General features: G+C 33.1%; 11 protein-coding genes. 4 read left to right on the forward strand and 7 right to left on the reverse strand.

Annotated features, from left to right (window positions below):
• The first annotated feature begins 6 nt into the window (after positions 1–6).
• The 3 genes from ACODSI_RS13605 (at position 7) to ACODSI_RS13615 (ending at position 6,222) form a co-directional block, all read left to right on the forward strand.
• Positions 7–2,040, forward strand: a complete 2,034-nt coding sequence (locus ACODSI_RS13605) for an FG-GAP-like repeat-containing protein (RefSeq protein ID WP_488917406.1) — start codon at positions 7–9, stop codon at positions 2,038–2,040.
• 101 nt (positions 2,041–2,141) lie between these two features.
• A complete protein-coding gene (locus ACODSI_RS13610; RefSeq protein ID WP_488917407.1) occupies positions 2,142–4,061 on the forward strand; it encodes a transglutaminase-like domain-containing protein in 1,920 nt (639 codons plus the stop codon).
• A 4-nt stretch (positions 4,062–4,065) separates the two neighbouring features.
• Positions 4,066–6,222, forward strand: coding sequence for a DUF3858 domain-containing protein (locus ACODSI_RS13615; RefSeq protein ID WP_488917408.1), 2,157 nt, complete (start codon positions 4,066–4,068; stop codon positions 6,220–6,222).
• Between the two features lie 34 nt (positions 6,223–6,256).
• On the opposite strand, the gene ACODSI_RS13620 is transcribed toward ACODSI_RS13615, so the two are convergent.
• Positions 6,257–7,213, reverse strand: a complete 957-nt coding sequence (locus tag ACODSI_RS13620; protein WP_488917409.1) for an ion channel — start codon at positions 7,211–7,213, stop codon at positions 6,257–6,259.
• 121 nt (positions 7,214–7,334) lie between these two features.
• Between ACODSI_RS13620 and ACODSI_RS13625 the strand changes: the two genes are divergently transcribed.
• Positions 7,335–8,321: a cation diffusion facilitator family transporter gene (locus ACODSI_RS13625; RefSeq protein WP_488917410.1), complete on the forward strand. Its 987-nt coding sequence runs from the start codon at positions 7,335–7,337 to the stop codon at positions 8,319–8,321.
• A 3-nt stretch (positions 8,322–8,324) separates the two neighbouring features.
• Here the strand turns inward: ACODSI_RS13625 and ACODSI_RS13630 are convergent, their stop codons facing one another.
• The 6 genes from ACODSI_RS13630 to ACODSI_RS13655 form a co-directional block, all read right to left on the reverse strand.
• Positions 8,325–8,717, reverse strand: coding sequence for a hypothetical protein (locus ACODSI_RS13630; RefSeq protein WP_488917411.1), 393 nt, complete (start codon positions 8,715–8,717; stop codon positions 8,325–8,327).
• A gap of 177 nt (positions 8,718–8,894) precedes the next feature.
• Positions 8,895–10,073: an AIR synthase related protein gene (locus ACODSI_RS13635; protein WP_488917412.1), complete on the reverse strand. Its 1,179-nt coding sequence runs from the start codon at positions 10,071–10,073 to the stop codon at positions 8,895–8,897.
• A 111-nt stretch (positions 10,074–10,184) separates the two neighbouring features.
• Entirely contained in the window at positions 10,185–10,943 is a 759-nt protein-coding gene (locus tag ACODSI_RS13640; RefSeq protein WP_488917413.1) for an OmpA family protein, read from the reverse strand.
• 6 nt (positions 10,944–10,949) lie between these two features.
• Positions 10,950–11,741: an OmpA family protein gene (locus ACODSI_RS13645; protein WP_488917414.1), complete on the reverse strand. Its 792-nt coding sequence runs from the start codon at positions 11,739–11,741 to the stop codon at positions 10,950–10,952.
• A 4-nt stretch (positions 11,742–11,745) separates the two neighbouring features.
• Entirely contained in the window at positions 11,746–12,600 is an 855-nt protein-coding gene (locus tag ACODSI_RS13650) for an OmpA family protein (protein WP_488917415.1), read from the reverse strand.
• 106 nt (positions 12,601–12,706) lie between these two features.
• On the reverse strand, positions 12,707–14,896 hold the full coding sequence (locus ACODSI_RS13655; RefSeq protein ID WP_488917416.1) for a glutamine synthetase III family protein: 2,190 nt from the start codon (positions 14,894–14,896) through the stop codon (positions 12,707–12,709).
• Between the last annotated feature and the right edge of the window lie 146 nt (positions 14,897–15,042).

A 15,042-nucleotide genomic window follows, 5' to 3' on the forward strand; every position in this document is an offset into this window, starting at 1 on the left:
TAACCAATGAAAAAAAAATTACTCTTATTAATTCTACTACTAAGTTTTGTAGAGTCTCATGCTCAAGGAACTTGTGATACCGCTTTAACAGTAGCAATAGGATCAATTACTACAGCTCCAGCTTTCACAAACGAAACAGGAACTCCACCTGCTTTGCTTTGTGGTCTATCCAGTCCTTCTGGTACTAAAGGTAAATGGTACAAATTTACCGCTACAGATAACAACACAATTATAGTATCTACAGCTTTAAGTCAAAACAATAATTCCGACACTCGAGTATTTGTATATTCTGGTACTTGTGCAAGTTTGCAATGTATAGCTTCCAATGATGATTACAATGGTAACTTGACGTCGCAAGTATCATTTGCGGTAACAACAGGAACTGTATATTACATAGCGTTCGACAACAGATATAGTCAAAATGGTTTTGATTTTTCAATAACTATTGCTCCACCTCCATTACCAAGCAGATTATCTTTTACAACTCAAAGTACTTCTGTGCCTTCCAATGGGTATTACAACTGTGTGGTTGATATGAATGGTGATTATAAAGACGATATCGTTACCGCATTAACAACTACACAATTAGCTATTTCTTACCAACAAAATGGTGGTGGTTTTAGTACTACTACATACACTGTACCAAGTACTACAGTTTTGCCAACATGGAGCATTGCTGCCGGTGATTACGACAACAATGGTTACAACGACTTACTTTATGGTTCTGGTAGTGGTGTTTGTTTTTTAAAGGCAAATGCTACTGGAACAGGATATACAGTTGACAGAAAACCTCAGTCTTTTTTGACGCAACGAACTAATTTTGTTGATATAAATAATGACGGTAAACTAGACGGATTTGCTTGTGACGATAATGCACCGAACAGGTATTATCTTAATGATGGTACCAATATGAATCATAATCAAGGAGGAATTGGCGATTTTGCAACTGGTGGAAATTATGCTACCAATTGGTTTGATTATGATAATGACGGTGATATTGATGTTTACATTGCAAAATGTGGTCAAGGAGGATCTGGAGTTGGCGGAAATATTGATCAATTATATCAAAATAATGGCATTGGAACTTATACCAATGTTGCTGCTGCAGCCAATATGGCAAACCCTGAACAAACTTGGTCGGGTGCTGTAGGAGATTTTAACAACGATGGATGGATGGATGTAATTGTTGGAGTAAACTCTACCTCAAACGGTTCTACAAATGTAAAAAGAAACAATGGTGATGGTACCTTTACTAGTGTAACAACTGGCTCTGGCTATGACACCAACTCAGACGTAGGTAGAGAATATGTAGCTCAAGATTTCGACAATGATGGTTTTCTAGACGTTTTAGGCTCTGGTAGCAACATCATGTTTGGGGACGGGAACTTTCATTTTACTCCAAACAGCAACACTTACCCAATATCTTTGTACGACAGACCATTGGGAGATCTAAATGATGATGGTTTTATTGATATTCAAAACGGTAGTACTGTTTTATATAACAACGGGAATACAAATCATTGGATAAAAATAAATCTTCATGGAATCCAAAGTAATAGAAATGGCATTGGTGCTAGAATAGAATTATTTGGAGCTTGGGGAAAACAAATAAGAGATGTACAAAGTGGAACTGGATTTAGAAATATGAGTACCATTACGGCGCATTTTGGAATTGGTGCAGAAACATTAATCACAAAAGTTGTCATCAAATGGCCATCTGGAATTGTAGACATTATCGACAATCCTAACTCAAATCAATCATTGCTAGTCATTGAAGGTTCTACTCTAGCTGAAAACAGTTTTAACAATGGAGTATTTAGTTTGTACCCAATTCCAGCTAAAAATGTTCTAAACATAAACACTAAGGAAAATGTTACTATGAAATTAGCTCAAATATATGATTTGAATGGAAAACTAATTTCAGAAACTAATTTATTAAGTCCAACAATAAACACAGAAGCACTAAGTAAAGGAACTTACATTCTAATGTTAAGAGATGCTAACGACAAAGATTACTCACAAAAATTCATTAAAGACTAAGTTTTATTATATAAAATTCTAAATTTCATAAACTTCTGTTATATGTTAAAATATAGCAGAAGTTTTTTCTTTTTTTAGTATATTTCCAAAAATTATTATAAATGAATTTAGCTTCAAAACTTTCATTAGTATTATTGTTTTCTTCAACGATATCAATAGCTCAGAAAAATATTGATCCAACTCCTGAAGATGTCGCTTTAGCAAAAAAAATCAGAGAAACTCATGATAAAGATGATGTAGCCATTATTGAAAGTAACGAAAATGTAACTTTTGATTTGAATAAAAACGAATCTAAAGTCACTGTTAGTCACGCTGTCAATGAAAAACTGATGAATATCAACCATCGTGCTTACATCCAAAAATATGAATTCTATGATAGCGAATCTAGTATAGAAACATTCAATTTGAAATATCGAAACGATAAAAGCACTAGCTTTTTAGTGGCTGATGAATTTTATAAAGACAAAGACTTATTTTACAATGATGCACGAGTTAAGCATGTTACTGCCGATTTTCCAGTTCAAGGATACACCTACAATTATGAATTGAAAAAGAAATACGACGATGTAAAATATTTTACCTCACTTTACTTCAACGATGAATATCCTGTTCTCAAAAAACAAATTGTAGTAACGGTTCCAGAATGGTTGAATATTGAATTGAAGGAATTCAATTTTGAAAATGCAAAAGTGACCAAAACAATAACAAAAGACGCCAAAAACAATAGTATCTACACCTATACACTAAATGATGTTCCAGCTATTTATAAAGAAGAAGACGCACCTGGTAAAAGCTACATTTATCCGCACATTCTTTTAATTGCAAAATCCTATAACGTTAAAGGTAAAGAAACAACCCTTTTTAACTCCACTGCCGACTTGTACAAATGGTATAAATCGTTGGTAGATTTAATGAAAGACGATACATCGGTTATGAAAAGTAAGGTGACCGAACTTACAGCAAATGCTAAAACCGACGAAGAAAAAATAAAAAACATCTATTATTGGGTTCAAGATAACATCCGATACATCGCCTTTGAAGATGGCATCGCCGGATTTAAACCCGATGAATCCAATCATGTTTTTGAGAACCGTTATGGCGATTGTAAAGGAATGGCAAACCTTATCAAACAAATGCTAAAATTAGCTGGATTTGATGCTCGATTGACTTGGATCGGAACCAAACATATTGCTTATGATTACAAAACACCTTCTTTAGCGGTTGACAATCACATGATTTGTACTTTGTTTTTGAAAGGGAAAAAATATTTCTTAGACGGAACCGAAAAATACAACTCTTTAGGCGACTATGCCGAACGTATTCAGAACAAAGAAGTGATGATTGAAGACGGCGATAAATTCATTATTGACAAGATTCCGATGGGAACAAGTGATGCCAATAAAGAAACCTTCAAAGCTACTCTTTCAATTGAAAATGAAAAACTAAAAGGCACTTGCTCTAAAAGTTATTTAGGCGAAAGTCGATCGCAATTTTTATACATCTACAACAGTTTTAAAAGTGATAAAAAAGAAGAAACCTTAGACAATTATCTTTCCAAAAGTGATAAAAATACACACGTAAGCAGCATTAAAACATCCGATTTAAAAAATCGAGATGCCAAACTTACCATTGATTATGCCGTTGAAGTAGAAAATAAAGTTTCGAGTTTTGACAATGAAATGTATGTCGATTTAGAATATATGAATGAATTGAAAAACTTTGAACTTAAAGACCGAAAAACAGATTACCAATTTGACTACAAAAAAAACTACGAATCGGTGGTTACCTTAGCAATTCCAACCGGCTATAAAGTGACCAAACTTCCAACCGATTTACTAGTTAAAGAAGCCAACTACGACATTGCCATTACTTTCCAAAAAAACGACAAAGAAATCATTTACAAAAAATCATTTGTATTTAAAAATGGAGAAATAAAAGCTTCCGAAATCAACAAATGGAATACGTTCAACAAAAATTTAATTGCCAATTACAATCAACAAATCACACTCTCAAAACAATAAAACCATGCTTAAAAAAATAACGTTTTTCTTATTTGCTGTACTAAGTTATACTTCATTTGCTCAAGACAAAGCAGAAATAAAAGAATTTTTCTGGGGTAAAAATGATCAATTTAAAAAGGCTACTGCAGTACCTGATAAATGGAAAAACGAATCGGCTGTTATCATTACTAAATTTGAATATTATGATTATCACAAATTTGGCGCTAGTGTAACCTATACTTCGGGTATCCGAAAAAGAATCAAACTGCAAGATCAAGCGGCTGTAACCGAATTTTCTGAATTTTCATTTAAAGATAAATTTTACTCCAACAAAGGCATGTTTACTTTAAGAAAAGGAACCAATACTATCGGAATCAAAATTGTAAAACCCGATGGTAAAGAAATTGAGATTGACGTTGAAAAAAATGCCAAAGAAGTCGATAAAGAAAAGAAAATTGCTATCTCTAATTTAGAAGTTGGTGATATTATTGACTATTATTACTATAGTGTGGAGCCTTTTAAATCGGTACTTGAGTATGGTTTTGACCCTGAAGAATCACCACTTGGAGATGTGTATCCTACTATGGATATGAAATTGACTTTCAATACCGAAAACGACTTTTTTGTGAATTTTAACACCTATAACGGCGCGCCCGAATTAAAAGAAATTCCGACAGGTAGTAGTGGTCAAAGAAAATACGAATTGGCTGCAAAAGACATTGAAAAAAACGAATTTCCACGTTGGTTTTATCCTTTAGTAGAGTTGCCTTGTTATAAATTTCAGGTGTTTTTTGCACGTTCAGGGAAATTTGAACAAAGAGCCGATGCCTTTTTATCGGATAAAGAAAAAGTGATTAAAAAAACCGTTTCCAAAGAAGATATCTTTAATTATTATGATGAAAAATTTAGAGCGGATGGAGATTTATCTGAAATAAACGATTTCCTAAAAGGGAAAAACTTTTCTAGTGATGAAGAAAAAGTAAGAGAAGTATATTACTTTGCTCGACATGCCTTTTTTACCAAATATATGGAGGCTTTTATAGCCAATCAAGCGAATATTTTCTACCCTTTTGAATTGTACAAAAACCCTGTGTTTTTTCAAACAGAAGAATCGTTCATTCGTTATTTTATGTATTTCTTGAAGAAAAATGAAATAGGATACGATATCATTGTAGCAACACCGCGATTTAACGGCCCTATTGACGATTTATTGATTCAGAAAAACGTAAGCGTATTGCTTAGAGTAAATACCAAAACACCAATGTTTATGGAGTATTTCTCGCCTTTTTCAAGTGCAGATCAATTCAACTACAATCTTGAAAACACACAAGCATTTGCCTTGCAAGTTTCTAAAGGTAAAAAAATTGTCGATGCCGATAAAGTAACGTTACCTTCAAGTACGTATCAAGATAATGTGTCCAAAATTATTTCAAACGTTACTATCAATGACGATTTTACAGGTTTAAATGTGAAAAAAGCTTCGTCGTATTTTGGTCATTTAAAAGAAAGTGAGCAATCGGACAAATTATATTTCTTTGATTATGTGTATGAAGATTATGCCAAATACGGCACCACAAAATTGATGGACTTGGTAAGAAATCGAAAAAAGCAAGAGCAATATCAGAAAGAATTTGACGCTTTAATCAATAAATTGAAAGACCAACAAAAAGAGGCGTTTAAAAAATCGACTGCCGATGAATATGATTTTGCTATTGACGATCACAAATTGACGATTAAAAGTTCGGGACGATTTGGGAAAAAATCGCCTTTGGTTTACGAAGAAGATTTTGCTATTAAAAACAATCTTATAAAAAAAGCAGGTGACAATTATCTCATTGAAATTGGTAAATTAATTACGGCTCAAATTGAAATTGACAAGAAAGAAAAAGAACGTAAAAACAATATTTACGAGATTTATCCACGTTCTTTTGAAAATGAAATCACATTAGATATCCCAGCTGGTTATACCGTTGCTGGATTGGATAAATTCAATAAAAAGGTAGAAAATGAAACTGGTGGATTCGTTAGTACCGCTGTAGTTAACGGAAATAAACTAACTATTAAAACTACTAAATACTACAAGAACTATTATGAACCTAACAGCAACTGGAACAAAATGATTCAGTTTTTAGATGCTTCATATCAATTTACCCAAGAAAAAATATTACTTAAAAAGAATTAAGAAATAAAAAAGTCCAATATACATTGGACTTTTTTTATAACCTTACTTTTTCAAAATGATTCAATCGATCAATGTGAAGCAGCGTTTTATCATTATCTTGACTTCGGGTAAACATTGGTAAAAATTTGGCGCCATAAACCACCTCATCAAAAGTATAAGAAGAACGTTTTACAACAGTGGCACTGTACATATCATCAAAAACTTTGATAAAAACTATTATTTCACCAATGGTATTTTTAATATCCGCTTCACTCATTTGATACAATGGACTGTTTTCTGTAATGGGATGCACTAGTGTCCAACTTAAAGTAAGCGAACTCACTTTCTCCAATTCTAAATCTAAAATATAAAATTTGTTGACCATTTTGCCGTCTTCTTCTATATGAATTCCCATCGTCATTCTAGCTTCGGCATCGGTCAGATTGGTATTTTTATAGGGTGACAATCGTAGCATTAAAGCTGTTCCACCTTGAAACGGAGCTATAATAGCATTTTCAGAAAAAATAATATGAGCCTGAGGCTTACTAAATCTTCCGTAAAATAAACCTGTGGCAATCGCAAAACTCAACAATCCAAATAGGGCTTCTACAGAAGCAACAAAACTGGTTAAAAAACCTGTCGGACTTATATGTCCATATCCTACTGTAGTATACGTTTGGATACTAAAGAAAAACGATTGACCAAATTTATCAATGGCTTTGACAGCATTTATTCCGTTAAGGTGCTCCACACCTATCGAATAATATATTGAGGCAAAAGCAAAATTTACCAAAAAATAAAAAGAAAATATGATAAAAAAGAACTTCCAACGTGGAATAGTTAACATGGTATGATACCAACTGATGCTGTCTAAAAAATCAATCCCTGTTTTTCGAACGTTGGCGTTCCCAGATTTAGTAACAAAGCGACCACCATAGCTCGAGGCATTGGTTCCGAAGCCAGTATTTTGATCGGCTTTAGCCTTAGTGTTAATTTTTTTTCGAAATGCCATAATGAATTGTAAAGCAACAAAACTACTAAAAAATTAACGACAATTTATTTATATTTTAAATTCAAATAGCTTCAACTAAAAGATAGAATTCACTACTTTTGAAAAAAATAAACCTTCCCAAATGTTTAAATCCAAAGAGAATTTTGAAATTCAAAAAAAGCTAACAATTATTATTGTAGTTTTATTTTTAATCAAATTAACCGCTTGGTTTTATACAAATTCGGTGGCTATTTTAACCGATACTTTAGAATACACCATTAATGTGATTAGCGGTTTTATTGGATTATACAGTTTGTACCTTTCTGCCAAACCCAAAGACAAAAATCATCCATATGGCCATGGGAAAGTAGAGTTTTTATCGGCAACCATAGAAGGTACGTTGATGGTGGTTTCCAGTTTTGTGATTATTTATGAAGCTATAAACAACTTAAAGCACCCACACGAATTAAAGCAATTAGACTACGGAATCTATCTTGTGGCATTAACTGGGATTATCAATTATGTAGTGGGTTATTTTTCAATTAAAAATGGTAAGAAAAACAATTCACTGGCTTTAATTGCCACTGGCAAACACATGCAATCTGACACCTATGCAACTTTAGGAATTGTAATTGGTTTGATATTGATTTATTTTACGCATTACAAATGGATTGATAGTGTAGTGGCTTTTATTTTTGCTTTGATTATTATTGTTTCAGGATACAAAATATTACGTTCATCCATTGCTGGAATCATGGATGAAGCCGATGATGAATTGCTAGAAAAAATGGTAGACTATTGCGAACAACACCGAAGAGAAAACTGGATTGATTTACACAATTTGCGTTTTATAAAATATGGTGGAACGTTGCATTTAGATTGTCATCTCACTATTCCATGGTATTTTAACATACACGAAGGGCATAAAGAAGTAGATGAACTGGAAAAAATTGTAAAAAACAACTTTGGTGACAGTGTAGAATTAATGGTGCACACCGATGGTTGTTTGGATTTTTCGTGTAAAATTTGCGATAAAAAAGAATGTCCGATGCGGCAACATCCTTTTGAAAAACGAATTGATTGGACGATCGAAAATATTTCGCTAGACAATAAGCATCGAGTTGATTAAGATTTATAAGTAAAACTTTTCGCTTGCTTCTATTCCGCTTTTAGCTAAAACAGAGAAAAGATAAGTACTTTCATTTGGATCATATTTTTCAATTCCGCTTTGGTACCATTTAGCCAACACATTCAATTGATTGGTTGTATAATTATCGGTATCAACACCCAATCCTAACATACCCGCAAGAAGAAAGTCTTCTAAAACTCTTTTGGTAACTATTTTAAATGGAATTCCATCAAGAATACGTCCATTCATACTTTCATATTCTTGCCTTCCCGAATGAAAACCGAAGTTAAAGGCTTCGCTGTTAAATTGACCGTTTATTGTGGCATAAGGATCCAAACCATTTGAGTATCCTTCTAAATATTCTTGTCTGTAAATAGGGTCATATATATCTTTCATATTACTGCTTAACATGATTATTTCATAATTATTTATCAAACTTATTAATAAAAGTTCAAGAACAATTCAAAAATCGTTAAACGGAAAAAATACTCTTTAAAGCACAACAGCAGTGACGTTCATCGATAAAATTGCATATTTTAAATTGATAAAACAAGCTGTAATAGAAAGGAAATATTAATATACAAACGTACCAAATTCACTTACAATAGTTAGTTTTTTGTTTTCAGATGTCTCTACTCTTCCTACAATTTGAGCCTCAACACCAAAAGATTTAGAAATAGCAATAATATTATTTGCAACTTCCTGAGGCACATACAATTCCATTCGATGCCCACAATTAAACACTTGATACATTTCTTTCCAATCGGTTTTAGATTGCTCTTGAATCAATTGAAATAAAGGTGGAACTGGAAACAAATTGTCTTTAATCACATGAACATTATCTACAAAATGTAACACTTTGGTTTGTGCACCACCCGAACAATGTACCATTCCGTGAATTTCAGCAGAAGAATATTGATCTAAAATTGCTTTGATAATGGGTGCATACGTACGCGTTGGAGAAAGCACTAATTTACCAGCATCAACAGGAGCATTTTCAACAGAATCGGTTAGTTTTACATTGCCCGAATACACCAACTCTTTCGGAACTGAACTGTCAAAACTTTCAGGAAATTTTTCAGCTAAATAATGACCGAAAACATCATGACGCGCCGAAGTTAGTCCGTTGCTTCCCATACCACCATTGTATTCTTTTTCATAATTGGCTTGACCAAAAGAGGCCAAACCTACAATTACATCACCGGGTTGAATATTCGCATTATCAATAACTTTAGAACGTTTCATTCGAGCCGTCACGGTAGAATCTACAATAATAGTTCGAACTAAATCACCAACATCTGCGGTTTCTCCTCCAGTAGAATGAATGGTAACATCAAACGATTTTAATTCAGAAATCAATTCTTCTGTTCCGTTAATGATAGCCGAAATGACTTCAGCTGGAATTAGATTTTTATTTCTTCCGATAGTTGAAGACAGTAAAATATTATCGGTAGCACCAACACACAATAAATCGTCAATATTCATAATTAAGGCATCTTGAGCAATGCCTTTCCAAACCGAAATATCACCAGTTTCTTTCCAATACATATAGGCCAAAGACGATTTGGTTCCTGCGCCATCGGCATGCATGATTAAGCAATAATCATCATCATTGGTTAAATAATCGGGAACAATTTTGCAAAACGCTTTAGGAAATAATCCTTTATCAATATTCTTGATGGCATTGTGTACATCTTCTTTAGATGCAGAAACTCCGCGCATAGCGTAGCGTTGGCTGTTGTCAGAACTCATTTTGTAGTTGTTTAATCTGAATTTATTTCAGATTTGTGTTGTTGGGCAAAGATAGTAATTTGTAATGCGAATTACGAATTAGATATTACGATTTTTTAAAAGTTGAGTTGCTTAGTTTTCAACAATCATGATTTCCACTCGTCGGTTTTCATCAGCTTCTTGCGTGTTTTTTTCAGGTATAGGATGAATTGGTTTTGTAGCACCAAATCCTTTGTAGCTCAAGCGCTTTTTATCAATTTTATTTTGAATTAAAAAATCATAAATGGCTTTAGCACGAGCTGGAGAAACTTCGTCAGGATCGGTAATTTTTTTACAACAAATATGCCCTTGAATTTCAATTTTCAACTTCGGATTGTCTTTCATAACCGTTAATAACTCTTGCAAGGTTGGTTCTGACTTTGGTACAATTTGATCTGAATTATTTAAAAAATAAATGTTACTCAATTTAATCAAATCGCCTTTTTTAGATTTTTTAACTTGAGTGGTAAGGGCTTCTTCTTTTCCTTTTTGATAATAAATCACCACTTTTCTGTTTTCCGCTTGAATTTTAGATTGTTTAAAATCTTTTCCAATGGGTTCTAACATGCATTTTTCACTAATAATTATGTTTTCATTGTCTTTTAAAATAGCAAAAACCGTATTGATTCTTCTAGCCGATAATTTTTTATTATACGAACTCACATCCACACTATCGCAATATCCCGAGAGCTTAAGTATTTCAACTTTCGGATTTTCTTTCATCCATTTTTGAAGCATTACTATTGAATTTTCATTAGGCATGTCTTCATTAAAATCGAAAAACACTTCAATTTTTTGTTGTGAAAAGGCTGATACAGTTACCAATAGTAATAGGAATAATTTAAATTTCATAAGGGATTAATTTTCAATGATTAATAGTTCTACTCTTCTATTTTCTTCTTCTTCCAAAGCATTTTTTTCTGGAATAGGATGTATGGGTCGGGAAACGCCGTAGCCTTTAAAAGTCATTCGGGTTCTGTCTATTTTATTTCGAATCAAATAATTGTAAATAGCTTTTGCTCTTGCAGCGGAAACACCTTCAACTTGATCGGGACTTTTACAACATATATGGCCTTGAATTTCAATTTTCAACTTCGGATTGTCGTTCATGGCACACAACAATTCATACAACACTGGTTCTGATTTGGGCACTACTTTAGCCGAATTATTAAAAAAATAAATGTTATCTAATTTAACTACATCGCCTTTCTTAGCCGCTTTTATTTTTTCTTTTAGAGGCTCCAGTACTACTTCTGAGGTAGTTTTCTCCGAAATCAAATTTCTTTTTTTTTGAAAAATGATGGTCACTCTTCGGTTTTCGCCTTGCACTTTTGATTGCTCAAAATCTTCTCCAAAACCTCTAATTTCAATATCTTTTCTAACCTCAATTTTACTTTCTTTCAAAAAATCATAAACCGCATAAACCCGTTTAATAGCTAGCGAATCGTTGTATTGATTGGTGCCTTTCCAATCGCAAAAACCATAAAGTTTAGTAACTTCATAGTCATTTCCTTCGGCAATCCAGGAATTGATTTTCTTTACGGCAGCTTCATTTAAATTGTAGGCATCAAAATCAAAATAAACAGTAAGTTTTTCTTGTGATTGAACACAAAACGTACACATTATATATAGAATTAGTGCCTTTTTCATCAGATTATTTTTCCAAAATCATGATTTCTACTCTTCGATTTCGTGCGGCTTCAAATTCGCTTTTTTCCGGAATTGTAAACTTAGGTTTGGAAACCCCAAAACCTTTTACTTGAATACGTTTTTCGCTAATGCCTTCAGAAACTAATATTCGTTTTACTTGACGAGCACGTTCTAAGGATAAATTTTTGGCATCTTTGGGAACACAGCAAATATGCCCTTGAATTTCAATTTTCAACTTCGGAAAATTATTCATCACCATGATCAATTCATCTATAGCTCTTTTAGAAGAAGGCATCACTGCAAACGTATTGATGTAAAAATTGACATCATTCAACCGAATTAATGTTCCTTTTTTAGCAAGCTGAATTTTGTCTTCCAAAGTAGCATTTTCAGGAAAGTTCATCGTTTCTTCTTCTATTGGAACAAGTTCTTCAGGTTCCACTACTTTAGGTTTTATTCCAAGTATTTCATCTTCACGAGCCAAATCTTTTGGTAAAATATAATAGACTGTAACTTTTCTGTTTTCAGCTTTATTTTTAGATTGATTAAAATTTTCACCAAAACTTCGTGTTTTAAAATCTTCTCGAATTTTGACCATATCCTTAACTAAATTAAAAATAGTATTAACGCGTTTATTCGCCAAAGTATCGTTAAATCCATTGCTACCATCTTCATCAGTAAATCCGTGTATGGCAACTATTTTGACTTCTTTATTGGAGGTCATCCAATCGGATAGTTTTTTTGTCTCAACTTTAGTCAATTCAAATTTATTACTATCAAAAAAAATCGAAAATTGTTCCTGTGCTTTTGCCTTTTGAAAGGAAATGAAAAGCAGTATATAAAGTAAGATTTGTTTCATATTCATACAACGAATTTACGAAAAATATATTTTAAAGGCATCAAATTAGTTTCAATAAAAAAGCCGCTTGAAAATTCAAACGGCTTTATGTTTAGTAGTTGTGTTATTATCTAGTAAACAATAACTCTCTATATTTAGTCAACGTCCAAGTTTCGTCATCGACTAAAAGTTCTAATTTATCGCAGTGTTCGCGAATCACTTCGAAGTATGGTTTTACTTTATCACAGTATGATTCGGCCATCTTTTGAGCATCGGTTAACGCGTTTGCTTTTTTACGAGCTTCAGTCATGGCATCAACATTAGAATTGATTCCTTCAATATGCTCTGAAATTTCTTTGATCAAAGAGATTTGTTCTTTTGCAATTTTTTCAAACTCTTTTCCGAAAATTTCTTTCAATCCTTTTACATTTTCAATCAACGTATTTTGGTAACGAATAGCTGTTGGAATAACGTGATTGCGCGCAATATCACCTAAAACTCTACCTTCAATTTGGATTTTCTTGGTATATTCTTCCAATTCGATTTCGTAGCGCGCTTCAACCTCAACATGATTCATTACATTCAAATCTTTGAACAAGTCTAATGCTTTTTGAGATACTTTTGCTTTCAAAGCGGCAGGTGTCGTTTTATGATTGCTCAACCCTCGTTTTTTAGCTTCTTTTTCCCAAGCTTCGCTATATCCGTCTCCTTCAAAAAGGATGTTTTTAGTCTCTTTAATATATTCTCTCAACACATTAAAAATTGCTTCGTCTTTCTTTAAATCTTTTGTTTCGATTAAAGCATCTACTTCTTTTTTAAACTCTTTCAATTGTTTGGCAACTATTGAGTTTAAAGTAGTCATAGCGTTAGCACAGTTGGCTGAAGATCCCACCGCTCTAAACTCGAATTTATTTCCTGTGAAAGCAAATGGTGATGTTCTGTTTCTATCGGTATTATCCAACATTACATCTGGAATTTTACCTACTACGTTTAATTTTAAATCGGTTTTTTCTTCTGGAGAAAGTTTTCCTTTAGAAACACCTTCCAATTCGGCCAAAACTTTGGTCAATTGTTCTCCGATAAATACCGAAATAATGGCTGGTGGCGCTTCGTTTGCACCTAATCTATGATCATTACTTGCTGTCGCAATAGCAGCACGAAGTAATTCTTCATATTCATTTACCGCTTTAATGGTGTTGATAAAGAACGATAAGAACTGTAAGTTACTCATTGGTGTTTTACTAGGCGACAATAAATTTACTCCAGTATCGGTAGCCAAAGACCAGTTGTTATGTTTACCCGAACCATTTACACCTTTAAAAGGTTTTTCATGAAATAACACTTTAAAATCGTGACGTTCACCTACCTTAGACATTACGTCCATTAAAAGTGAATTGTGGTCTACAGCTAAGTTGGTTTCTTCAAATATTGGAGCTAACTCAAACTGGTTTGGTGCTACTTCATTGTGACGCGTTTTTACTGGTATCCCCAACAACATACATTCCTCTTCCAATTCTCTCATGTAGTTTAACGCACGAGATGGAATGGAACCAAAATAATGATCGTCTAATTGTTGTCCTTTAGCGGAAGTATGTCCTAACAAAGTTCTACCCGTCATCACTAAATCAGGACGAGAATTAGCCAATGAAGAATCTACTAAAAAATATTCTTGTTCCCAACCTAAAGTTGCTGTTACTTTTTTAACGTTTTTATCAAAATATTTACACACATCGGTTGCTGCTTCATCCACAGCATTTAAGGCGCGTAACAATGGTGTTTTATAATCTAATGCTTCACCTGTATAGGAGATAAAAACCGTCGGAATACACAAAGTAGTTCCGAAGATGAATGCTGGTGAGGTTGGGTCCCAAGCGGTATATCCACGTGCTTCAAACGTATTTCTAATTCCTCCATTTGGAAAAGAAGAAGCATCTGGTTCTTGTTGTACTAATTGTCCGCCACCAAATTTTTCAACAGGATCTGAACCATCGTAAGACGTTTCAAAAAAAGCATCGTGCTTTTCTGCAGTAGTTCCAGTCAAGGGTTGGAACCAATGTGTATAATGCGTTACGCCTTTAGACAAAGCCCATTCTTTCATTCCCATAGCGATATAATCAGCTAATTTTCTGTCAATTTTAGTTCCATGCTGCACAGCATCTTTAACACCTTTATACGCATCTGAAGTCAAAAATTGCTTCATTGCTTTATCATTAAAAACATTGGAACCAAAAAGATCTGATTTTCTACCAGCTTCTTCAAATTTTACAGGTTTTCTACCTGATGCATCTTTTAATGCTTGAAAACGTAAAGTTGACATAAAAATTTAGTTTTAGAAGTTATACCCTATTAATTTGATGCAAATATAATAATATTTTAAATCAAAAATAAATATACCCTATTTTTTTAGGGGTTATTTTGTAAATTATGAATTATAAATTATGAATTATGAATTTTTACCAATGC

It is taken from the genome of Flavobacterium sp. FG139 (genome assembly GCF_057809695.1).

Bases quoted from the DNA above. Each gene is read 5' to 3' on its own strand.
- ACODSI_RS13605 (WP_488917406.1), top strand. From the start codon at position 7: ATGAAAAAAAAATTACTCTTATTAATTCTACTACTAAGTTTTGTAGAG.
- ACODSI_RS13610 (WP_488917407.1), top strand. From the start codon at position 2,142: ATGAATTTAGCTTCAAAACTTTCATTAGTATTATTGTTTTCTTCAACG.
- ACODSI_RS13615 (WP_488917408.1), top strand. From the start codon at position 4,066: ATGCTTAAAAAAATAACGTTTTTCTTATTTGCTGTACTAAGTTATACT.
- ACODSI_RS13620 (WP_488917409.1), bottom strand. From the start codon at position 7,213: ATGGCATTTCGAAAAAAAATTAACACTAAGGCTAAAGCCGATCAAAAT.
- ACODSI_RS13625 (WP_488917410.1), top strand. From the start codon at position 7,335: ATGTTTAAATCCAAAGAGAATTTTGAAATTCAAAAAAAGCTAACAATT.
- ACODSI_RS13630 (WP_488917411.1), bottom strand. From the start codon at position 8,717: ATGAAAGATATATATGACCCTATTTACAGACAAGAATATTTAGAAGGA.
- ACODSI_RS13635 (WP_488917412.1), bottom strand. From the start codon at position 10,073: ATGAGTTCTGACAACAGCCAACGCTACGCTATGCGCGGAGTTTCTGCA.
- ACODSI_RS13640 (WP_488917413.1), bottom strand. From the start codon at position 10,943: ATGAAATTTAAATTATTCCTATTACTATTGGTAACTGTATCAGCCTTT.
- ACODSI_RS13645 (WP_488917414.1), bottom strand. From the start codon at position 11,741: ATGAAAAAGGCACTAATTCTATATATAATGTGTACGTTTTGTGTTCAA.
- ACODSI_RS13650 (WP_488917415.1), bottom strand. From the start codon at position 12,600: ATGAAACAAATCTTACTTTATATACTGCTTTTCATTTCCTTTCAAAAG.
- ACODSI_RS13655 (WP_488917416.1), bottom strand. From the start codon at position 14,896: ATGTCAACTTTACGTTTTCAAGCATTAAAAGATGCATCAGGTAGAAAA.